General features: G+C 73.4%; 16 protein-coding genes, 1 tRNA gene and 7 pseudogenes. 9 read left to right on the top strand and 15 right to left on the bottom strand.

The features are described 5' to 3' along the window. Positions 1 to 114: 114 nt before the first annotated feature. From MF408_RS06135 to MF408_RS06120, 4 genes and pseudogenes are all read left to right on the top strand, one after another. A pseudogene (locus MF408_RS06135) lies at positions 115 to 1,812 on the top strand (ABC transporter ATP-binding protein); the annotation flags it as partial. A gap of 281 nt (positions 1,813 to 2,093) precedes the next feature. Beyond that, positions 2,094 to 3,839 (top strand): ABC transporter ATP-binding protein, encoded by a 1,746-nt coding sequence (locus MF408_RS06130; protein WP_345893857.1) that lies wholly within the window; start codon positions 2,094 to 2,096, stop codon positions 3,837 to 3,839. A 656-nt stretch (positions 3,840 to 4,495) separates the two neighbouring features. Beyond that, positions 4,496 to 6,094 (top strand): MDR family MFS transporter, encoded by a 1,599-nt coding sequence (locus tag MF408_RS06125; RefSeq protein ID WP_345893856.1) that lies wholly within the window; start codon positions 4,496 to 4,498, stop codon positions 6,092 to 6,094. Next, the gene (locus MF408_RS06120) at positions 6,091 to 6,621 is read left to right on the top strand and encodes a MarR family transcriptional regulator (protein ID WP_240250669.1); all 531 of its coding nucleotides are present in this window, start codon (positions 6,091 to 6,093) and stop codon (positions 6,619 to 6,621) included. Before MF408_RS06125 ends, MF408_RS06120 begins: the two co-directional genes overlap by 4 nt. Here the strand turns inward: MF408_RS06120 and MF408_RS26645 are convergent. The 4 genes and pseudogenes from MF408_RS26645 to MF408_RS06110 all read right to left on the bottom strand — a co-directional run bounded on the left by MF408_RS26645 (position 6,557) and on the right by MF408_RS06110 (position 8,927). Continuing rightward, complete coding sequence (locus tag MF408_RS26645) at positions 6,557 to 7,450, bottom strand: alpha-amylase family glycosyl hydrolase (RefSeq protein WP_345893855.1); 894 nt, start codon at positions 7,448 to 7,450, stop codon at positions 6,557 to 6,559. The two genes, MF408_RS06120 and MF408_RS26645, sit on opposite strands and share 65 nt — an antisense overlap. Before the next feature lie 130 nt (positions 7,451 to 7,580). Beyond that, a pseudogene (locus MF408_RS26640) lies at positions 7,581 to 7,739 on the bottom strand (alpha-amylase family glycosyl hydrolase); the annotation flags it as partial. Between the two features lie 88 nt (positions 7,740 to 7,827). Beyond that, positions 7,828 to 8,172: pseudogene (locus MF408_RS26635) on the bottom strand (alpha-amylase family glycosyl hydrolase); the annotation flags it as partial. After that, on the bottom strand, positions 8,169 to 8,927 hold the full coding sequence (locus MF408_RS06110; protein WP_240250668.1) for a hypothetical protein: 759 nt from the start codon (positions 8,925 to 8,927) through the stop codon (positions 8,169 to 8,171). The pseudogene MF408_RS26635 and the gene MF408_RS06110, both read right to left, overlap by 4 nt. 86 nt (positions 8,928 to 9,013) lie before the next feature. Between MF408_RS06110 and MF408_RS06105 the strand changes: the two are divergent. Next, positions 9,014 to 9,701: pseudogene (locus MF408_RS06105) on the top strand (metal-dependent transcriptional regulator). Between the two features lie 274 nt (positions 9,702 to 9,975). Here the strand turns inward: MF408_RS06105 and MF408_RS06100 are convergent. The 7 genes and pseudogenes from MF408_RS06100 to MF408_RS06075 form a co-directional block, all read right to left on the bottom strand. Beyond that, positions 9,976 to 10,743: a Sir2 family NAD-dependent protein deacetylase gene (locus MF408_RS06100; protein ID WP_240250667.1), complete on the bottom strand. Its 768-nt coding sequence runs from the start codon at positions 10,741 to 10,743 to the stop codon at positions 9,976 to 9,978. A gap of 234 nt (positions 10,744 to 10,977) precedes the next feature. Beyond that, the gene (locus MF408_RS25035) at positions 10,978 to 11,106 is read right to left on the bottom strand and encodes a hypothetical protein (RefSeq protein WP_275693441.1); all 129 of its coding nucleotides are present in this window, start codon (positions 11,104 to 11,106) and stop codon (positions 10,978 to 10,980) included. A gap of 58 nt (positions 11,107 to 11,164) precedes the next feature. After that, positions 11,165 to 11,464 (bottom strand): annotated as a pseudogene (locus MF408_RS25030) (protein-L-isoaspartate carboxylmethyltransferase); the annotation flags it as partial. 4 nt (positions 11,465 to 11,468) lie between these two features. Next, the gene (locus MF408_RS06090; protein ID WP_240250666.1) at positions 11,469 to 11,735 is read right to left on the bottom strand and encodes a DUF2277 domain-containing protein; all 267 of its coding nucleotides are present in this window, start codon (positions 11,733 to 11,735) and stop codon (positions 11,469 to 11,471) included. A 16-nt stretch (positions 11,736 to 11,751) separates the two neighbouring features. Continuing rightward, positions 11,752 to 13,788 (bottom strand): beta-propeller domain-containing protein, encoded by a 2,037-nt coding sequence (locus MF408_RS06085; RefSeq protein WP_240251694.1) that lies wholly within the window; start codon positions 13,786 to 13,788, stop codon positions 11,752 to 11,754. Then, complete coding sequence (locus tag MF408_RS06080) at positions 13,785 to 14,033, bottom strand: sigma-70 family RNA polymerase sigma factor (protein ID WP_240251692.1); 249 nt, start codon at positions 14,031 to 14,033, stop codon at positions 13,785 to 13,787. The genes MF408_RS06085 and MF408_RS06080 overlap by 4 nt, the downstream gene beginning before the upstream one ends. A gap of 121 nt (positions 14,034 to 14,154) precedes the next feature. After that, positions 14,155 to 14,259: pseudogene (locus MF408_RS06075) on the bottom strand (SigE family RNA polymerase sigma factor); the annotation flags it as partial. Positions 14,260 to 14,608: 349 nt separating this feature from the next. Between MF408_RS06075 and MF408_RS06070 the strand changes: the two are divergent. After that, the gene (locus MF408_RS06070) at positions 14,609 to 15,799 is read left to right on the top strand and encodes a saccharopine dehydrogenase NADP-binding domain-containing protein (protein WP_240250665.1); all 1,191 of its coding nucleotides are present in this window, start codon (positions 14,609 to 14,611) and stop codon (positions 15,797 to 15,799) included. A 225-nt stretch (positions 15,800 to 16,024) separates the two neighbouring features. Here the strand turns inward: MF408_RS06070 and MF408_RS06065 are convergent. Further along, positions 16,025 to 16,097 (bottom strand) — tRNA-Arg (locus MF408_RS06065). A 518-nt stretch (positions 16,098 to 16,615) separates the two neighbouring features. Between MF408_RS06065 and MF408_RS06060 the strand changes: the two genes are divergently transcribed. After that, complete coding sequence (locus MF408_RS06060; RefSeq protein ID WP_240250664.1) at positions 16,616 to 17,794, top strand: LCP family protein; 1,179 nt, start codon at positions 16,616 to 16,618, stop codon at positions 17,792 to 17,794. A 10-nt stretch (positions 17,795 to 17,804) separates the two neighbouring features. Continuing rightward, positions 17,805 to 18,002, top strand: coding sequence for a hypothetical protein (locus MF408_RS06055; protein WP_240250663.1), 198 nt, complete (start codon positions 17,805 to 17,807; stop codon positions 18,000 to 18,002). A 31-nt stretch (positions 18,003 to 18,033) separates the two neighbouring features. Here the strand turns inward: MF408_RS06055 and MF408_RS06050 are convergent, their stop codons facing one another. The 3 genes from MF408_RS06050 to MF408_RS06040 all read right to left on the bottom strand — a co-directional run bounded on the left by MF408_RS06050 (position 18,034) and on the right by MF408_RS06040 (position 19,596). Next, the gene (locus MF408_RS06050) at positions 18,034 to 18,399 is read right to left on the bottom strand and encodes an MscL family protein (protein ID WP_240250662.1); all 366 of its coding nucleotides are present in this window, start codon (positions 18,397 to 18,399) and stop codon (positions 18,034 to 18,036) included. Positions 18,400 to 18,457: 58 nt separating this feature from the next. Continuing rightward, a complete protein-coding gene (locus MF408_RS06045; protein ID WP_240250661.1) occupies positions 18,458 to 19,108 on the bottom strand; it encodes an SAF domain-containing protein in 651 nt (216 codons plus the stop codon). 161 nt (positions 19,109 to 19,269) lie between these two features. Continuing rightward, a complete protein-coding gene (locus tag MF408_RS06040; RefSeq protein WP_240250660.1) occupies positions 19,270 to 19,596 on the bottom strand; it encodes an FmdB family zinc ribbon protein in 327 nt (108 codons plus the stop codon). A 66-nt stretch (positions 19,597 to 19,662) separates the two neighbouring features. On the opposite strand from MF408_RS06040, the pseudogene MF408_RS26630 reads away from it, so the two are divergent. After that, positions 19,663 to 20,343 (top strand): annotated as a pseudogene (locus MF408_RS26630) (penicillin acylase family protein); the annotation flags it as partial. Positions 20,344 to 20,411: the final 68 nt, after the last annotated feature.

Below are 20,411 nucleotides of genomic sequence, written 5' to 3'. Positions count from 1 at the left end.
CTCACCTTCGCCGGCTCCCACGCGGAGATCGCCGACGGGGGAGCTGCTGACTCCCGCCCAGGTCGTCGACACCGTGCTCCACGGCGTCGTCCGCGACGCCGAGGAAGGACCCTGATGCTCCTCCGCCTGCTCCGTGACCACCTCGCGCCCTACCGCGGCTGGCTGAGCGCGATCGTCGTCCTGCAGTTCACGGCAACGGTCGCGATGCTCTACCTCCCGAGCCTCAACGCCGACATCATCGACAAGGGGATCGCTCGCGGCGACACCGGCTACGTCGTCCGGACCGGCGCCGTGATGCTCGTCGTCACGCTCGTCCAGGCGGCGTGCTCGATGTCGTCGGCGTGGTTCGGCGGCCGGACCGCGATGGCCTTCGGCCGCGACCTGCGCCGCGACATCTTCAAGCGCACCGGCGCCTTCTCCGCCCGAGAGGTCTCCCACTTCGGCGCGCCGTCGCTGATCACCCGGGCCACCAACGACGTCCAGCAGGTGCAGATGCTGGCGATGATGACCTGCCTGATGGCGGTCACCATCCCGATCATGATGGTCGGCGGGATCGTCATGGCGATGCGCGAGGACCTCGGCCTGTCCTGGATCGTCGTCGCCACGGTGCCCGTGCTGTTCGTCTGCATCGGCATCGTCGTCTCCCGGATGGTGCCGGCGTTCCGGTCGGTCCAGGAGCGGCTCGACGACGTCAACCGGGTGCTGCGCGAGCAGATCACCGGCATCCGCGTCGTGCGCGCGTTCGTCCGCGAGCCGCACGAGACCGCCCGGTTCGCGCGGTCCAACGACGACCTCACCCAGGTGTCGGTCACCGCGGGCCGGTGGATGGCGACCCTGTTCCCGCTCGTGATGGCGGTCGCCAACGTCGCCAGCGTCGGGGTGATCTGGTTCGGCGGCCACCGGGTCGACAACGGGCAGATGGAGGTCGGCGCGCTCACCGCGTTCCTCGCCTACCTCATGCAGATCCTGATGTCGGTGATGATGGGCACCTTCATGCTGATGATGATCCCCCGCGCGTCGGTCAGCGCGGACCGGATTGCCGCCGTGCTCGACACCGCCTCCAGCGTGGTCCCGCCCGCCGACCCCGTCACCGAGGTGCAGGTCGCCGGCCACCTCGACCTCGAGGGCGTCGGCCTCACCTACCCAGGCGCCGAGGCGCCGGTGCTCTCCGACGTCACCTTCAGCGCCCGCCCGGGGCAGACCGTCGCCGTCATCGGCTCCACCGGCGCCGGGAAGACGACCCTGGTCAACCTGGTGCCGCGGCTGCTCGACGCGACCGAGGGCGTCGTGCGGGTCGACGGGGTCGACGTACGACGTCTCGACCCCGAGCTGCTCTGGTCGCGGATCGGCCTGGTGCCGCAGCGGGCGTTCCTGTTCTCCGGGACCATCGCGTCCAACCTGCGGCACGGCCGCCCCGACGCGACCGACGAGGAGCTGTGGGAGGCGCTGGAGGTCGCGCAGGCGGTCGACTTCGTCCGTGCCATGCCGGAGGGGCTGGACACGCCGGTCGCCCAGGGCGGCACGACGGTCTCGGGCGGCCAGCGGCAGCGGCTCGCCATCGCCCGGGCCCTCGTGCGGCGACCCGAGATCTACCTGTTCGACGACGCGTTCTCCGCGCTCGACGTCGCCACCGACGCCCGGCTCCGGGCCGCGCTGGAGCCGATCACCACCGACGCGACCGTCCTCGTCGTCGCCCAGCGGATCGCCACGATCCGCGACGCCGACCTGATCCTCGTCCTCGAGGACGGCCGCGTCGTCGGCCGCGGCACGCACGAGGAGCTGATGCGCGACAACCCGACGTACCAGGAGATCGCGGACTTCGCAGGGCGTGACGGGGGAGGTGGCGGCATGAGCGGCACCCGCACCATGAAGCAGACCGAGCGGGTCGTCCAGGGCGCCGGTCCCGGTCGCGGTCCGATGGGCGGCGGCATGGTCGGCCAGAAGGCCGACGACTTCCGGGGCTCCGCGCGCCGGTTGCTGACCCTGCTGCGCCCGGCCCGCGGGCGAGCGGTCGCCGTACTTCTCCCTCGCCGCCGGCTCGGTCGCCTCCGTGGCGATCGGGCCCCTACCTGCTGGGGCGCGCGACCGACGAGGTGTTCAACGGGTTCATCGGCGACCGGCTCCCGGCCGGCACCACCAAGGCCGACGCCGTCGCCGACGCGGAGGCCCGCGGCGACGGGCAGTTCGCGGACTTCCTCCGCGGCCTCGACGTGGTGCCCGGGCAGGGCGTCGACTTCGGCGCCGTGGGCCAGGTCCTGCTGCTCACCCTCGTGATCTACCTCGGCGGCCAGGTGCTCGGCTGGCTCCAGGGCTGGCTGGTCAACGACATCGTCCAGCAGACCGTGCGGCGGATGCGCTCCGACGTCGAGGACAAGGTGCACCGGCTCCCCCTCGCGTACTTCGACCGCCAGCCCCGCGGCGAGCTGCTGAGCCGGGTCACCAACGACATCGACAACGTGGCGCAGAACCTCCAGCAGACGATGAGCCAGCTGCTGACATCGCTGCTGATGGTGGTCGGCGTGCTCGGGATGATGTTCTGGGTCTCGCCGCTGCTGGCGCTGATCGCCGTGGTGTCGGTCCCGGTGGCGATGTTCGCGACCGCGCAGATCATGAAGCGCTCCCAGAAGCAGTTCATCAGCCAGTGGCGGCAGACGGGCCGGCTCAACGGGCAGGTCGAGGAGGCGATCTCCGGGCACGCGCTGGTGACCGTCTTCGGCCGGCGCCGGGCCGTGGAGGCGGAGTTCGACGCCGCCAACGAGGAGCTCTACGAGTCGTCGTACCGAGCGCAGTTCATCAGCGGTCTGGTGATGCCGGTGATGATGCTGATCGGCAACCTCAACTACGTCGTCATCGCCGTCGTCGGCGGCCTGCGGGTCACCAGCGGCGCGATCACGATCGGGGAGGTGCAGGCGTTCATCCAGTACACCCGGATGTTCACGCAGCCGATCACGCAGATCGCCTCGATGGCCAACTTGCTGCAGTCGGGCGTCGCGTCCGCCGAGCGGGTCTTCGAGCTGCTCGACGCCGAGGAGGAGGCCGACCCGGTCGGCGCCGAGGTCGGGGTGGACGGGGGCGCGCGGCCGGCGGCGGACGCCACCGCGACCGGTGAGGTGCGGTTCGAGCACGTCTCGTTCTCCTACGACCCCGCCAAGCCGCTGATCGAGGACCTCTCCCTCGTCGCGGAGCCCGGCCAGATGGTCGCGATCGTCGGGCCCACAGGCGCGGGCAAGACCACCCTGGTCAACCTGGTGATGCGGTTCTACGAGCTCGACGGCGGCCGGATCACGCTCGACGGCGTCGACATCACCGCGATGCCGCGGGCGCAGCTGCGCAGCCGGCTCGGGATGGTGCTGCAGGACACCTGGCTGTTCGAGGGCACGATCCGCGACAACATCGCCTACGGGCGGCCCGACGCCACCCAGGAGGAGATCCGGGAGGCCGCGAGGGCGACGTACGTCGACCGCTTCGTGCACTCCCTCCCCGACGGCTACGACACCCGCGTCGAGGACGAGGGGTCGAACCTCTCCGCCGGGGAGCGGCAGTTGGTCACGATCGCGCGGGCGTTCCTCGCGCGACCGGCGCTGCTGATCCTCGACGAGGCGACGTCGTCGGTCGACACCCGCACCGAGCTGTTGCTCCAGAAGGCGATGGCCGCGCTGCGCACCGACCGGACGTCGTTCGTGATCGCCCACCGCCTCTCCACGATCCGCGACGCCGACCTGATCCTCGTGATGGAGGAGGGGCGGATCGTCGAGCAGGGCAGCCACGCCGAGCTGCTCGGGCGCGGGGGAGCGTTCGCGCGGCTGCACGCGGCGCAGTTCGCGGCGGCCGAGGTGTGAGCGGACCGAAAAGTCGTTGTCCGGATTTGGGACCACCGCCTACGGTTGTCGCACACGGGAAAGGAGGTGGTCCGAAGAATGAGTTCTTTCAGGACGCGTGAGGTGGCTGCGCGCTAGCAGCCCCGCTGTCGAGCCGGGACCACCCTCCGTGGGGTCAGGCTCTTGGGCGCGGTGCTGCGGCGAATCCACCGCAGTCACCCGATCCGCAGGTGACCCGGGCGACGTCCACCCGGGGAGGCCCCGACGGCCACACCTGCGGATCGTCCATTTTCGCCGACCCGGCTCGTTCCGGCAGCTGAGAGGCGCCGACCCGGCTCGTTCCGGCGGCTGAGAGGCGCCGACCCGGCTCGTTCCGGCAGCTGAGAGGCGCCGACCCGGCGCATTCCCGCACCGGAAACGTGCCGACCCGGCGCATTCCCGCACCTGAAACGTGCCGACCCGGCGCATTCCTGCAGCTGGCGGTGCGGAGATGAGCCGGGTCGACGCCTTCTGCGTGCGGAGATGAGCCGGGTCGACGCCTTCTGCGTGCGGAGATGAGCCGGGTCGGCGCCTTCTGCGTGCGGAGATGAGCCGGGTCGGCGAATTGGAGAGGGGGGACGAACCGACGTATAGTTGACAAGGTCAACCAAAACCTCCGGAAGCGAGCCGTTCCCTTCGTGACCACCTCCACCACCGTCACCACCGAGCCGGGTCAGATGACCCACCGCGAGATCATGGAGGCCCTGACCGGGCTCCTCCTCGCGATGTTCGTCGCGATGCTGTCGAGCACCGTGGTGAGCAACGCGCTGCCCGCGATCGTGACCGACCTGCACGGCAGCCAGACCGGCTACACGTGGGTCGTCGTCGCCACGCTGCTCACGATGACGGCGACCACCCCGATCTGGGGCAAGCTCGCCGACCTGTTCAGCAAGAAGGTCCTGGTGCAGGCGGCGCTGGTCATCTACACCGCAGGGTCGCTCGCCGCGGCGTTCGCGCCCAGCATGGAGGTCCTGATCGGCGCCCGGGCGGTGCAGGGGCTCGGCGTCGGCGGTCTCACCGCCCTCGTGCAGGTCGTCATCGCGTCGATGGTGCCGCCCCGCGAGCGGGGCCGCTACAGCGGCTACATCGGCGCCGTCTTCGCCACCGCCACGGTCAGCGGGCCGCTGCTGGGCGGCCTGATCGTCGACAGCGCCCTCGGCTGGCGCGGCTGCTTCTTCGTCGGGCTGCCGGTCGCCGCCCTCGCCTTCGTCGTGCTCCAGAAGACCCTGCACCTGCCGGTGGTGCGCCGCGAGGTGCAGATCGACTACGTCGGCGCCACGCTCGTGATGGCCGGCATCAGCGCGCTGCTGGTCTGGGTGAGCCTCGGCGGCAGCAGCTTCGACTGGGTGTCCACCACCTCGGCCGCCCTCGTGGTCGGCGGCGTCGTGCTGGTGGCGGCCGCCTGCTACGTCGAGGCCCGGGTGGCCGTCGAGCCGGTCATCCCGCTGCGGCTGTTCCGCGACCGCACCGTGTCGCTGGCCACCGTCGCCTCCGTGCTCATCGGCGTCGCCATGTTCGGCACCACGGTCTACCTGAGCCAGTACTTCCAGCTCAGCCGCGGCATGACCCCCACCGAGGCCGGCCTGATGTCGATCTCGATGGTCGGCGGGCTGCTGGTCTCCAGCATCGTCAGCGGCCGCGTGATCACCAGCACCGGCCGCTGGAAGCGGTGGCTGGTCGGCGGCATGGCGCTCGTCGTGGTCGGCATCGCCCTGCTGAGCATGATCGACGCGCAGACGCCGCTGTGGCTGGTCGGCCTGTTCATGGCCGTCACCGGCGTCGGCATGGGCGCGACCATGCAGAACCTGGTGCTCGCCGTGCAGAACAACGTCTCCCAGGCCGACCTCGGTGCGGCGAGCTCGGTGGTCGCGATGTTCCGCTCCATCGGCGGCTCGGCCGGCGTCTCGGCGCTCGGCGCGGTCCTCGCCCACCAGGTCGCCGACCACGTCCGCAGCGGCGTGCCCGGTCTGCTGCGCAGCGGTGACATCACCCAGCAGCAGCTCGGCGCCATGCAGCACGACACCGGCAGCATCCCCGACCTCGGCACGCTGCCGCTGCCGCTGCGCGCGCTCTACGAGCACTCCTTCGGCGACGCCGTCGGGCACCTCTTCCTCATCTCGGTGCCGTTCGCCGTCGTAGCGTTCCTCTGCATCCTCCTCATCAAGGAGGTGCCGCTGCGCACGACGTTCGCGCAGGCGGCGGAGGAGCAGGAGCTGGAGGAAGGGGTCGCCCGATGACCGAACGCACCGACGCGCTGCGTCGGCTCGAGCGTGAGGTGAGCGTGATGATCCGGCGGGTACGCCGTGTGATCGGCGAGCGCGCCCGCGCCGTGCACCCCGACCTCCAGCCGTCGACGTACCTCATGCTCGCCTACCTCGTCGAGCAGGGGCCGGTGCGGGCCTCGGCGATGAGCGCCGTCTTCGACATCGACAAGGGCGCGATCAGCCGCCAGGTGCAGACGCTGCTCGACCTCGGCCTCGTCGACCGCACGCCCGACCCCGAGGACGGCCGGGCCACCCTGGTCAGCGTCAGCGAGGAGGGGAGCCCGACGGATGTCGCAGGTCGCGGACCTGCGCCGCCAGCTGCTCGACGAGCGGCTGTCCGGCTGGACGGCGGAGGACCTGGCCGGGTTCACCGACGCGCTGCAGCGCTACAACGAGACCCTCGGCTCGGCAGCCGACTGAGCGACCACCCGGCGCTCAGCCGGTGCGCAGCCACACCGCGGTGTCGGGCGGCAGTCGGTCGCCCACCGGGCCGCTGCTGATCAGCACCTCGCCGTCGGGGAGCCGCACCGGCCCCCGGCCGGCGTTGAGGACCGCGGTGAGCGCGCCGCGGCGTACGACGAGCACGTCGTCGTGAGCCTCGGCGACGCACGCCAGGTCGGTGCCGACCACGTGCTTGCGACGCGCGACCAGCGCCCGCCGGTAGAACGACAGGGTGGAGTGCTCGTCGGCCTCCTGCGCCACCACCGTCAACGCCGCCCAGTCCGGCGGCTGCGGGATCCACGGCTGCTCGGGCGTCGTGCTGAACCCGTACGGCGGTGCGTCGCCCTCCCACGGCATCGGCACCCGGCATCCGTCGCGCCCGACCTCGCCGCCGCGCAGCCACGACGGGTCCTGCCGCGCACCGGGTGCCACGTCGACCTGCTGGAGACCGAGCTCCTCGCCGTTGTAGAGGTACGCCGACCCCGGCAGCGCCAGCATCACCAGCGTCGCCGCGCGGGCGCGGGCCAGCCCGACCGGCCCGCCGCCGTACCGGGTCGGGTGCCGCACCACGTCGTGGTTGCTCAGCACCCAGGTCGGTGGCGACCCCTGGACGGTGGCCAGCGCGGCGATCGAGCCGTTGACGACCTCGGCGAAGCCGCGGGCCGACCACGGTGTCGTGAGCCAGGCGAAGTTGAAGGTCTGGTGCAGCTCGTCGGGGCGGACGAACCGTGCCATCGACTCGGCGGTCTGCGTCCAGGCCTCGGCGACCGCGATCCGGTCGCCGCGGTCGTCGGCGTAGGAGTCGAGGAGCCGGCGCCAGCGGCGGTAGACGTCGTGCACCTCCGGCTGCTCCCACATCGGCTCGTCGCGCAGCACCCGCTCCACCATCGACGACGCCTCCGCCCCGTCGGCCGCGTCGGCCCCCGTCGGCCCCGCTCCGCTCCGGTCGCCGCTGGTCGCGCAGGCCGGCCTCCTTGAACAGCCCGTGCGCCACGTCGACCCGGAAGCCGTCGACCCCGCGGTCGAGCCAGAACCGCAGCACGTCCTCGAACATCGCGCCCACCTCCGGGTTGCGCCAGTCGAGGTCGGGCTGGGTGGCGTCGAACAGGTGGAGGTACCACTGCCCCGGGCGGCCGTCCGCCTCGGTGACCCGCGTCCAGGCCGGACCGCCGAACACCGACTCCCCAGTTGTTCGGCGGCTCGCCGCCTCCGGGGCCGCGGCCGTCGCGGAAGAGGTAGCGCGCCCGCTCCGGCGAGCCGGGCGGCGCCGCGAGCGCCGCGCGGAACCACGGGTGCTGGTCGGAGGTGTGGTTGGGCACGAGGTCGACGACGACCCGCAGCCCGAGGTCGTGGGCGCGGGCCAGCAGCGCGTCGGCGTCGGCGAGGGTGCCGAACAGCGGGTCGATGTCGGTGTAGTCCTCGACGTCGTAGCCGTGGTCCTTCTGCGGCGACCGGTAGAACGGCGTCACCCACAGGGCGTCGACGCCGAGGTCGCGCAGGTAGGGCAGCCGGGAGGTGATCCCGGCGATGTCGCCGACCCCGTCGCCGTCGGCGTCGGCGAAGCTGCGGACGTAGACCTGGTAGACGACCGCCTCCTGCCACCAGCTCACGCGAACGCCTTCGGGTCGACCGCCACCCAGACGTGCTCGGCCGCGGCCGTCACCCGGCCGGCGGGGTCGTAGAGCGTCGAGGCCGTGAACGTCTTGCGCCCCTCGACGCCGCGCACCGTGCCGACGACGACGTACCGCTCCGCCGTCGTCGGCAGCCGGTGGATCCGCGCGGTCATCCGGCCGAGCACCATCGGCCGCTCGTCGATGTCGCTGGCCCAGCCGCCGACGCAGTCGAGCGCAGCCCAGGTGATCGGGACGCCGACCTCGTACGGCGTCCAGGTCGCGGCCACCAGCGGATCACCCTCCTCGGCCGGCCGGCTGCCGCCGCTGTCGTCGGCGGACATCACCCGGCCCGGGAAGATGCGGAGCCCGTCACCGGGGCGACGCTGGGGGCCGCAGGCGAAGCAGGTCGGGAACGGGTGCCGGTGGTGGCCGGCGTAGCGCTCCTCGGCCGCCGCCGCCTCCGTCATCGGCACCCCCGGCACCGGCACCGGGTCGAGGTCGGCCAGGGCCGCCTCCGCCACCGGCCGGCCGTCGTGGTGGGCGACCGCGCCGTTGGCGGTCTCGGTGAGCGGCATCGGCACGTCGAGCGGCGGTGGCTGCCGGAGGGTGACGGTCACCGGCCCGCCGAGGCCGGCGCCCGGCAGGGTCTGGGCGAGCGCGCCGGCCGTCCAGCCGCCGTTGCCCGAGCGGGGCGGGCCGTTGAACCGGCGCGGGACGCTCAGGGTGCTCGGGGTCGAGGTGGGCGGCGGCATGGGTCCGAGCCTGCCAAACCGGTGGGCGGTCGCGCACCCCGGACGGGTGGGTGCACCGGGTTCGGTCGATGGGGGAGAATGAAGTGGTGAGCGACCTGATCGACACCACCGAGATGTACCTCCGCACCATCTACGAGCTGGTCGAGGAGGGGGATCGTCCCGCTGCGCGCCCGGATCGCCGAGCGGCTCCACCAGAGCGGCCCGACGGTCTCCCAGACCGTCGCCCGGATGGAGCGCGACGGGCTGCTCACCGTCGAGGGCGACCGCCACCTCGAGCTCACCGAGGAGGGCAAGCGGCTCGCCACCCGGGTCATGCGCAAGCACCGGCTCGCCGAGCGGCTGCTCACCGACATCATCGGCCTCGAGTGGGAGCTCGTGCACGAGGAGGCCTGCCGCTGGGAGCACGTCATCTCCGAGACCGTGGAGCGCCGCCTCCTCGAGCTGCTCGACCACCCGACCGAGTCGCCGTACGGCAACCCGATCCCGGGGCTCGACGAGCTCGGCGAGGCCCGGCCCAGCGAGCACTTCATGGAGGGCGTCGAGCCGCTCTCGAAGGCCGCCGGCGAGGAGACCAGCCGCGCCCTGGTGCGCCGGATCTCCGAGGAGATGCAGAAGGACGAGGCGCTGATGAGCGCCATGCGCCGGGTCGGCGCCCTGCCCGACAAGACGATCACGATCCAGGCCACCCCCGACGGCGTGCTCGTCGGCGCCGGCGGCGAGAGCGCGGAGATCTTCCCCGAGGCCGCCGCGCACATCTTCGTCAAGCGGCTCTGAGGGGCGGTGCGGGGCGGGTCGGTTGGCGGCGCGGCGCGTCCGAGGGGGTCGGGTCTGGTCACCCGCGGTCGGTGGTCACCCGGGTCGCTCGGGTCACGGCTGCCGCAGATTCATCACGGTATGTCGCCGAGTCCGCACTTCCCACGGTGGGTACGCCGTGGGAGGCGCAGGTTCGTCGACATACCTTGATGAATCTGCACGCACCTGGGACTGAGCACGCCCAGGAGCGACGCGGCCTGAGACCCGACTCTCCGGCCGCCCCTCGCCCCGCCCGTCACCCACCCCGTCGCGCGGCCAGCGCCGGGAGCCACTCCGACGTGCCGGCGTCGACCGTGTACGTCGCCAGGTCGTCGCCGCGGGTGCTGCCGCGGTTGACGATCACGACGGGCACGCCGAGCTTGGCTGCGCGCTTCACGAACCGGAGGCCGCTCATCACGGTGAGGCTGGAACCGGCGACGAGCAGTGTGCCGCCGGTGCCCGCGAGGGCGTCGACGGCGGCGTAGCACCGCTCGACCCGCGGCGCGGGCACGTTCTCGCCGAAGAACACCACGTCGGGCTTGAGCACGCCGCCGCACGCCTCGCACGCGGGGACGACGAACCCGTCGGTGTCCTCCAGCGCGACGTCGCCGTCGGGCCGCACCTCGACGGAGGCGTGCCGCTCCGCCCACCCGGGGTTGAGGTCGGCCAGCCGCTGCTGCAGCGCCGCGCGCGGCGTCGTACGCCGGCAGGACAGGCAGACGACCTCGGCGATCCGCCCGTGGAGCGCGACCAGCCGGGGAGTGCCGGCGGCCTCGTGCAGGCCGTCGACGTTCTGGGTGATGACCAGCTCGGCGCCGAGCGCCGCGACCGCGCGGTGGCCGGCGTTGGGCTCGGCCTGCCGCATCCGGGACCAGCCGAGGTGCGAGCGCGCCCAGTACCGCTGCTGCGGCTCCGGGCCGGCCACGAACTCCTGGTAGGTCATCGGCATCCGGGCGGGGGCGCCCGGTCCGCGGTAGTCCGGGATGCCCGAGTCGGTCGACAGCCCCGCCCCGGTCAGCACCACCAGCGGCCCGGCCGCGCACAGCTCGAGGGCCGGCGCCGCATCCCCTGCCGGACCAGGGGTCGAATCGGGTGTCGTGGTGGCACGAGTCGGGGTCGTGGTGCGGCCAGCGCGCCACGGGACCCGACTCGACCGACCACGAGGCCCGATTCAACCATCGGTGATGAGGGGGGACGAAGCGGTAGCGGCCGTGCCGCTCGATCCGGGTGCCGCCGTCGTCGCGGGTGACGCGCAGCATCACGCCGTCGGCGGGCACGACCAGGACGCCGCCGGGGGCCAGCTGGTCGACGAGGGCCTGGGGAGGGTGTCGGCGGCGGCGGAGACGAGGATCCGGTCGTACGGCGCGTCCGCCGGCCGGCCGAGCACGCCCGGCTCCGCACGGTGCACCCGCACCGCCGGGGAACCGGCCGGCGAGGACCTCCCGGCTGGCGTCGACCAGCTCCGGGATCCGCTCCACCGCGGTCACCGACCCCTCCGGCCCGACCAGCCACGCCAGCAGCCCGCTCGTCCATCCGGAGCCGGAGCCGACGTCGAGCACCCGGTCGCCGGGCCGCGGGTCGAGCAGCCGCAGCATGTCGCGGACGGTGCGCGGCTGGCTGTTGGTGACGCCGTAGCCGATGTCGAGCGCCTGGTCGAGGTCGGCGCTGCCGCGCTGGTGCGGAGGCAGGAAGTCGCGCCGCGGCACCGCCGCGAACGCGTCGGCCAGCCGACCGTCGGACGGCACCGGCTCACCCGTAGCGGAGCCGCGCCCGCTCCCGCGCCTTCGCCGCCTCGACCTCCCGGTCCTTCGGCGGCGCGGTCGTGACGAGGGAGTCGAGCAGCCGCTGCGTCACCTCGGTGACCTCGCGCACCGCCCGGTCGAACGCCTCCTGGTTGGCCTGCGACGGCCGGGTCGCCCCGCTGACCTTGCGCACGTACTGCAGCGCCGCCGCGGCGACCTCGTCCTGCGTCGCCGGCGGCTCGAAGTTGTGGAGGACCCGGATGTTGCGGCACATGCCCGAGCGTACGCCGCTACTCGACGTGCGCGGGCAGCTCGAGGAGCTCCACGTCCTCGCCGGTCACGAGCACGATCCGCCCGTCGGGCAGCGGCACGGCGCGCACCTGCTCGACGTCGGAGCCGTACTCCACCCGCTGCATCCGCTGGTCGTGCAGCCGCCCACCGTCGATCCGCAGCACGGAGAGGTAGCCGACCCGGCTGCCGCGGTGGTGCTCGACGACGGTGAGGATGGTCCGGGCGTCGTGGACGAACGTGAACGACCGCGGGTCGCGGGCCGCGAGCGGCTGGGTGCCGGGCGCGTAGTGGTGGACGTCGATCCGCCGCACGGCCCGCAGGTCGCTCACGTCGAACAGACCGGCCTGCGCCCCCCAGCCGCGGCCGGTCGGTCCCTCGCCCACGCCGACCAGCCGGCGGGGGCCGAGCGGGTGGAGGTAGGAGGAGAACCCGGGGATCTTCAGCTTCCCCAGCAGGCGCGGCCGGTCGACGTCGGTGAGGTCGACGGCGTAGAGCGGGTCGACCCGGCGGAAGGTCACCACGATCGCCAGTCCGTCGGACCACCGCACCGAGGTGATGTCCTCGTTGCGCCCGAGCCCGTCGAGCCGGCCGACCTCGACCAGGTCCTGCCCGTCGCGGCGCAGGGTGACGACGGAGTTGAACGGCCCGGTCTCCGACGTCGGGCCGACGGCCACGCGGAGCACGTCGTCGGCCTCGTCCATCGCCCACCGGTCGGCCACCGCGCCCTCGACCTCGCCCGAGGCGACGTGCGTGGCGCGGGTGCCGTCGAGGGCGAAGTCGAACAGGTGGGTGGTGCCGCCGGTGACGCTCGGCCGGTCGGCGAAGCAGCAGCCGCCCCACGCCGGGCTCGCCGCGAGGTAGAGGTGGTCGACCGACTCGTAGGCGATGTCGGTGGCGCCGGCGACGCCGATCGCGTCGACCTCGCCCGGGGCGGACGCGTCGAAGCCGACCACGGCCACGGTGTCGAGCGCCAGCTCGTCCGACGGGACGGCCACGCCGCGGCAGTCGAGCAGTCGTTCGCTGGCCCCGTCCGTCGTGATCGTCGGCAGCCAGTCGTCGATCGTCGACCGCTCGACCAGGTCGCGGTTGTGCGCCAGCGCCGCCCGGCGGTTGAACTTCCGGCCCGGGTGCACGAACCCGAGGTCGGGCAGCCCGCTCGAGAGCACCAGGCGCACCGTCGAGCCGTGCTGGCGCGCCGACAGCAGGCGGGCGTCGTACGTCGCCTCCGCCACCACCTCCGGCGCCTCCGGCCGGGTGAGGTCGACGGTGACGACGCGGGTGGCGCGCCGCTCCGCTCGGCCGTACGGCGTCCGCTCGCGCGGCGCCTCCTCGTCGACGCCGACCGCGACGACGGTGTCGCCGGCCAGCATGATCTCGCCGCCCTCGAGGCCCGGCAGGTCGAGCGTCGCCAGCCGGTCGACCTCCCCGCCTGCGACGTCGTGCACCTGCAGCTCGTCGTCGCGCAGCCGCACCAGCAGCGAGCCGTCGGTCTTCACCACGTCGGGCTCGTCGACGCCGATCTCCTGCACGTTGGTGCCGGTGTCGCTGTTCTGCTGGCGCACGGTGTGCGCGTCGGCGCTGTACTTGGCGACCCGGTTCGAGAGCGGGGTCTCGGCGTCCACCGCCCCGTCCCGCAGGATCACGTCGTCGTAGAGGGGGTAGCGAGCGGCCCACCCCCAGGCCGTCACCCGTGCGAGCGCACGGTCGACATAGGCCCCGAGCAGGTCCTCGCACGACTCCGCCGGCTCGAGGTCGGCCTGGAACGCGGCGTACGACGGCGCCTGCCCGGCCTCGCCCCCGTCCCCCGAACCGCCCGGCCCGGCGGGGCCGCCCGAGCCGCCGCCGACGGTGGTGCCGAGCACGAACGCGCCGATTAGGCCGGTCGCGACGCCCGCGGTGAGCAGCGGACGCAGCACGAGGCGGCGGCGCCGCGCGGCGGCCTGCGCACCCGCCGCGATCCGCGCCTCCCGGAGGATGTCGTGGGTGGGTGCCTTCCCGACCGGCAGGTCGTCCCACAGGCGCTCGAGGTCGGTCATCGCGAGGTCCCTCCGCTGAGGTCGAGGAGATGGTCGTTGGCAGCCAGCTGCGCGAGGGCGCGCGAGAGCCGGCTCTTCACGGTGCCGGGCGGCACGCCGAGGACGTCGGCGGTCTGCCGCTCGCTGAGCTGCACGAAGTACCGCAGCACCACCACGTCCCGGTTGGGCTTGGTCAGGCACGCCAGCGCCCGGTGCACGGCGTCGGCCACCGCGACCGCCTCCGCCGCGTCGGCCGCGTCCGCCACCCGGCCCGCGGCGCGGCTGCGGCTGTCGTCGTCGAGCGCCCCCCGTGCTCGCCCGGTCCTTCCACCACCGGGTGCGCCGGGAGTCGCGCAGGCAGTTGAGCAGCATCCGGTAGACGTAGGCGTCGCGGTTGTCGGCACGGCTCACCTTGTCCCAACCGGTGTAGCACCGCACCAGCGTGGTCTGCGCCAGGTCCTCCGCCTCGTGCGGCTGCGCGCCGAGGAACACCGCGGCCCGCACGAGCGCACCCCCACGCCTGCTCGACGTACGCCGCGTACGCCTGCTCGCTGTCTCTGTCCACGTGCTCTCCGTCGGTGGTGGGCTGCTGACGGTACGACGGCACGTCCGGCGCCGGAGGTTCCATCTGAACTGCGCTCGCTCCGCTCGCGCGTGTCGTGCCGCCCCGGACGATCCAATTGCGCTCGCTCCGCTCGCGCGTGTCGTGCCGCCCCGGACGCCTCGTCTTCCCTCCCTGCGCTCGGTCGCTCGTTCCTCGCTTCCTCGCTCCGGTCAGTCCAGACGAGGCGGGCGGCACGACGGCTTCGGCAGGTCGTGCGGGGCTGGCACGATGGCCGGCATGGCTGACGCGCGCACGTACGACGTCGTGCTCTTCGGGGCGACCGGCTTCACCGGCGGGCTGACCGCCGACTACCTCGCGGCGCACGCGCCGGACGGGCTGCGGTGGGCGCTCGCCGGTCGCAGCCGGGAGAAGCTCGAGGCGGTGCGCGACCGGCTGGCCACGACGGATCCGCGATGGGCGGGGCTCGACCTGCTCGTCGTCGACCTGACGGACGGCGCCGCCCTCGACGACGTCGTTGGCCGGACCCGGGTGGTCGCGACCACGATCGGCCCCTACCTGCAGCACGGCGGTCCGCTCGTCGCCGCGTGCGCCCGGGCGGGCACCGACTACGTCGACCTGACCGGCGAGCCGGAGTTCGTCGACCGCACCTACCTCGAGCACCACGCGACCGCCGAGGCCAGCGGCGCCCGGCTCGTGCACGCGTGCGGCTTCGACTCGGTCCCGCACGACCTCGGCGCCTACTTCACGGTGCAGCAGCTCACCGAGGCGCTCGGCGGCCCGGTCACGGTGCCGGTGCGGATGCGCGGCGTGGTGCGCGCGGGCGGCGCGGTCTCCGGCGGCACCTTCCACTCCGCGCTCGGCGCGTTCTCCCGCGCCAAGCAGATGCGGGCGGCGATGCAGGAGCGGCGGCGGGTCGAGCCGCGCCCCCAGGGCCGCCGGTCCCGGGCGGTGTCGGGCAAGCCGGGGCGCGACAAGCTGCTCGGCTACTGGCTGCTCCCGCTGCCCACCATCGACCCGTTCGTCGTGGCGCGCAGCGGCGCCGCGCTGGCGGCGTACGGCCCGGACTTCCGCTACTCCCACTACGCCGGCACCAAGACCCTCCCCTACGCCGTCGGCGGTGCCGTGGGCGCCACGACACTCGCCCTCGCTGCGCAGGTGCGGCCGCTGCGCGAGCAGCTCGGCAAGCGGGTGCCGCAGGGCAGCGGGCCGAGCGAGCGGAAGCGGGAGCGGTCGTGGTTCACCGTCGACCTCGTCGCCGAGGGCGGCGGCGCGACCGTGCACACCCGGGTGTCCGGGGGCGACCCCGGCTACACCGAGACCGCGAAGATGCTCGGCGAGGCCGCGCTCTGCCTCGCGCTCGACGACAACCCGCCGACCGCGGGTCAGGTCACCACCGCCCAGGCGATGGGCAACGCGCTGCTGGGGCGGCTGCAGGCGGCCGGGATGAGGTTCGAGCGCGTGGAGTAGGCGCCCGGCGCGAGGTGCGGCCGCTCGGCGGGCTACCTCCGCGCGACCGCCACCGCCGCCACGACGAGCACGACCGCCCACATCACCGCTGCCGCTGTCCAGAGCACCATGCCTCTACGACGCGCCGGAGGGCGATCGGGTTGCGGCGGCCGGCGGGGTTGCCGGTGGGGTTGCCGGCGGTGAGCCGGCGCCGCCGGCCCGCGTACGAGCTCGCGCGTCACCCGGTGCCCCCGGTAGGAGTCGAACCTACGACCTTTCGCTTAGGAGGCGGCTGCTCTATCCACTGAGCTACGGGGGCGGGACCCGCGCATTCTCGCAGGTCGACCCCGAGCCCGCCGGATCCGGGCCCGCGTCGGCTCTGGACGGCGACGTGACGGGCAAACCTCCACTTGTCCGGCATTGCTTTGCCCGACAAGTTGAGGTTTCCCCGGTCGGCCGGGGAAACCTCACGTCGCCCGCCACCCCCGCCACCCGGCCATCCCACTCATCCCACCACCCACCCGCCCGTACACCCGTACACCCGTACACCCGCCCGAGTTTTCACCCCGCGCCCCCGCGACGCACAATGGTGCGGAGGGGTCGGCTGGGCGTCCCCGTACCTTGGACGCGCCACGGAGCGCAGCGCCCCGATTGACATCACCAGGTGATCGATGACCGACAACCCCGGCAGCCCTGAGAGCACCGGAGGGACCGACGTCCCCGCAGCCGCGCCCGGCGGGCGTCGGGGGGCCGCGTGCACGGCGTACGGCGACCTCGGTCGCCGGCCGGCAGGGCCGGGGCAAGCGGCGGGCGCGGAAGCGGCGCACCGTCGCCCGGGTGATCACGGCGACGCTGCTGGCCCTCGGGACGGGGACGGCGGGCGCCACGGTGCTCGTCTACAACAACTGGAGCGGCAACCTCGACAGCAAGGACCTCTCCTCCCAGCTGAAGGACCGGCCGGAGAACGAGGAGGTCGCCGGGCCGCAGGAGCCGCTCGACATCCTGGTGATGGGCTCCGACACCCGTGAGGGGGCCGGCAACAACATCGACGGGCTGGTGGGCGACGGCGAGCGCTCCGACACCACGATCCTGCTCCACCTCTCCGCGGACCGGCAGGACGCCTACGGCATCAGCATCCCGCGGGACACGCTCGTCGACCGCCCCACCTGCTACGAGGAGGACGGCGTCACCGAGATCCCGGGCGCGGAGAACGCCATGTGGAACGAGGCGTTCTCGCTCGGCGGGCCGGCGTGCACGATCCAGCAGTTCGAGCAGCTCACCGACATCCGGGTCGACAACTACCTCGTCATCGACTTCCAGGGCTTCCGCGACATGGTCAACGCCCTCGGCGGGGTGGAGGTCTGCATCCCCGAGGAGATCGACGACGACAAGGCCAACATCCACCTCGAGGCCGGCACCCGTGAGCTCAAGGGCGACGAGGCGCTCGGCTACGTCCGGGTCCGCAACGTCGGCGACGGCACCGACCCCAACCGGATCCGCCGCCAGCAGGCGTTCATGGCCGCGATGATCAACAAGGCGGTGTCGGCCGGCATGCTCACCCGCCTCGACCGGCTGGTCGGGTTCGTCAACGCGGTCACCGACTCGATCACCACCGACTACGAGGACCCGCAGGACCTGGTCAGCCTGGGTCGCAGCTTCCAGGGCGTCGGCCTCGACAACGTCCGGTTCGTGACCACGCCGTGGCAGTACTCCACCATCGACCCCAATCGCGTCGAGTGGCTCCCCGAGGTCGGCAAGCTGTGGCGGCTGGTGCGCAAGGACAGGCCGCTGACCGAGCAGTTCACCGACGAGTCGATCAGCGCCGCCGAGCGGCCCGACGGGTCCGAGCCGCCGCGCGGCGAGGCGAGCGACCCCAGCGGCACCGATGACCCCAACGGCACCGACGACCCGAGCGCCACGGACGGGACGGACGGGACCGACGGGTCCGACACGGGCACCGACGACACCGACGACGGGCTCTCCGACGAGGCCCGCGAGCGGGCGGGCCTGTGCTGACGGGAGCGCCGTGACCGACGAGCAACGCCGCGACGACGTACGCCGTCCGCGCCGGGAGGCCGACTGGGAGCGCCGCCGGCGGCTGGCCGAGGTCTTCGGCGACGTGCTGCCCGAGACCACCCGCGACGAGCGGGACGCCGAGGCGCCCGACGAGGAGCCGGCGTCGGAGCGGTGGCTGCGGTCGCAGGTGCCGCCGCACCACGGCTGAGCGTCGGCCGCGCGCCCCGGCCGGCGTCCGGTCAGACCCCCTTGTCGCCCCTGGCCGCCAGGGAGTCGCGGATCTCCATCAGCAGCTCGACCTCGGTGGGGCCGGCGATCTCCTCCGGCAGGAACCGGGCCTTCGCCTTGGTGTAGGGGACCACGATCAGGAAGTAGACGACCGCGCCGAGGATCAGGAACGCGATCACGGCGTTGATGAACAGGCCGACGTTGACCCCGGCGAGCTCCGCGCTGCTGAAGTCGGGCTGGCCGCCGATCTTGCCGATGAAGCCCATCAACATGTCGGTGAACGTGGTGACCACCTCGGTGAAGGCGAGCGCCATGATCAGGCCCACGGCGATCTCGATGAGGTTGCCGCGCATCAGGAAATTCTTGAATCCGTCCATCCCACTCCTCCTCGGGGATCGGCGCCCTGCGTCGCCAGGGCTCTAGGCTGGCCCGAACCTAGCGGGGTTCCCACGCGTACGTCATCAGTGACGAGGCGGCGGCACTGCTGATCCGGGCCACCTCGTCGTCGTCGACGAGGAGGACGACCAGCCGCCCCGACAACGGGTCGGCGGCCGCGCCGGCCGGTTCGGGCACCGCCGCGACGAGCGCTCCGGGCGCCACGACGTCGGTGCTGCCGGTCTGCGGGTCGGTGGCGAGGACGTCGATCCGGTCGCCCACCGTCAGCAGCGCCGCCTGGTCGGCGTCGGAGAGCCGCACCGGCATCGCGGTCGTGCCCGGCGCTCCCTCCGCGAGCCCCGGACCCACCAGCCGCACGTCGGTCACCGGCTCACCCGCGCGCAGCGGCGCGGCCAGCAGGGCCCCGGCCGGCGCCTCGACCGCGCCGTCGGGCACGGCGTCGGGCGGCACGGTCGTCAGCCGGACGTCGTCGTCGGCCAGCGTCGTGCCCGCAGGCAGGTCGCGGGCCGCCACGAGCAGCGAGGCGCCGGGCGGCTCCGGCGGACGGGCGGCCTGCACGCCCGCACCGACCGCGCCGGCGGTGCACAGCACGGCGAGGAGGCGGCGGCGGCGCAGCACCGCGCGCCGCAGCTCGGTCAGCCGGTCGCGGAGCCGGGCACGGGCCGACGCCCGGTCGGGGTGAGGTCGCATGCGGCGACGTTAGGCGGCAGCGGGGTCGCTCCGCACCCGCCGGCGCGGTTGTCCACAGGCGGGCCGACAGTCCGGGCCGGCCGGCCCCGATCAGCCCGCCCCGATCAGCCTGCCTCGATCAGACCGCCTCGATCAGACCGCCTCGACCGGCCGCCGGCCGGTCAGCTGGAGGCGGGGGCGGCCGCGGCCGCGCTGCTGCTGGAGCCGGAGGAGGAGCTGCTCGACGAGCTCGAGGAGCTGGTCGACGAGCCGGACGACGAGCTCTCCGAGCTGCTCGAGGACGAGCCCCCGGAGCTGCCGGCGCCCGCGGTGCTGCGGCTGTCGGTGCGGTAGAACCCGGAGCCCTTGAAGACGACGCCCACGGCGTTGAACACCTTGCGGAGCCGGCCGGAGCACTCCGGGCAGACCGTGAGCGCGTCGTCGGAGAAGCTCTGGAACTGTTCGAAGGCGTGGCTGCAGTCGGTGCAGGCGTACTGGTAGGTCGGCATCGGATCTCCGTTGGCACTCTCGCGTGACGACTGCCAATACTACGGCAGCCCGAGGCGGGCGGCACAATGACGCCCACCATGGTCGACGCAGACGAGAGCGGCCCCGCCGCGACCCCACCCGCTGCCCGTCCCGGCGGCTTCCGCGCGCTTCCCGCGTCGCTGCGGTGGACGGCGTACGTCGCGGCCGGGCTGGTGCTGGTCCTCGTGCTCACGCTGGTCCTGGCCGTGGCGCTGGTGCGCCGGCCGTGGCCGCAGACCTCGGGCGAGGTCGAGATCTCCGGCCTGGAGGGCGAGGTCGAGGTGCTGCGCGACGACCACGGCATCCCGCAGATCTACGCCGGGACGATGCACGACCTGATGCTGGCGCAGGGCTTCGTGCACGCCCAGGAGCGGTTCTTCGAGATGGACGTGCGGCGCCACGCCACCGCCGGCCGGCTCTCCGAGCTGTTCGGCGAGGCGGGGCTCGACACCGACCGGGTGGTGCGCACGCTCGGCTGGCGGCAGGTCGCGCAGCAGGAGCTCACCATGCTCGAGCCCGCGACCCGCGACCTGCTCGACGCCTACGCCGAGGGCGTCAACGCCTACCTCGAGGACCGGTCGCTGTCGGAGATCTCGCTGGAGTACGCCGTCCTCGACCTCTCCGGGCTCGACTACACGCCGGCCGCCTGGACCGCCGTCGACTCGATCGCGTGGCTGAAGGCGATGGCGTGGGACCTCAAGGGCAACCTCGACGACGAGATCGGGCGGGCGCTGACCGCGGCGGCGGTCGGCGAGGAGCGGGCGGCCGCCCTGTTCCCCCGGCTACCCCTACGACC

The organism is Nocardioides sp. TF02-7, assembly GCF_022437945.1.
GTDB lineage: Bacteria > Actinomycetota > Actinomycetes > Propionibacteriales > Nocardioidaceae > Nocardioides.
The sequence above is the reverse complement of the archived record's forward strand: the minus strand, read 5'-3'. Positions and strand labels throughout refer to the sequence as shown.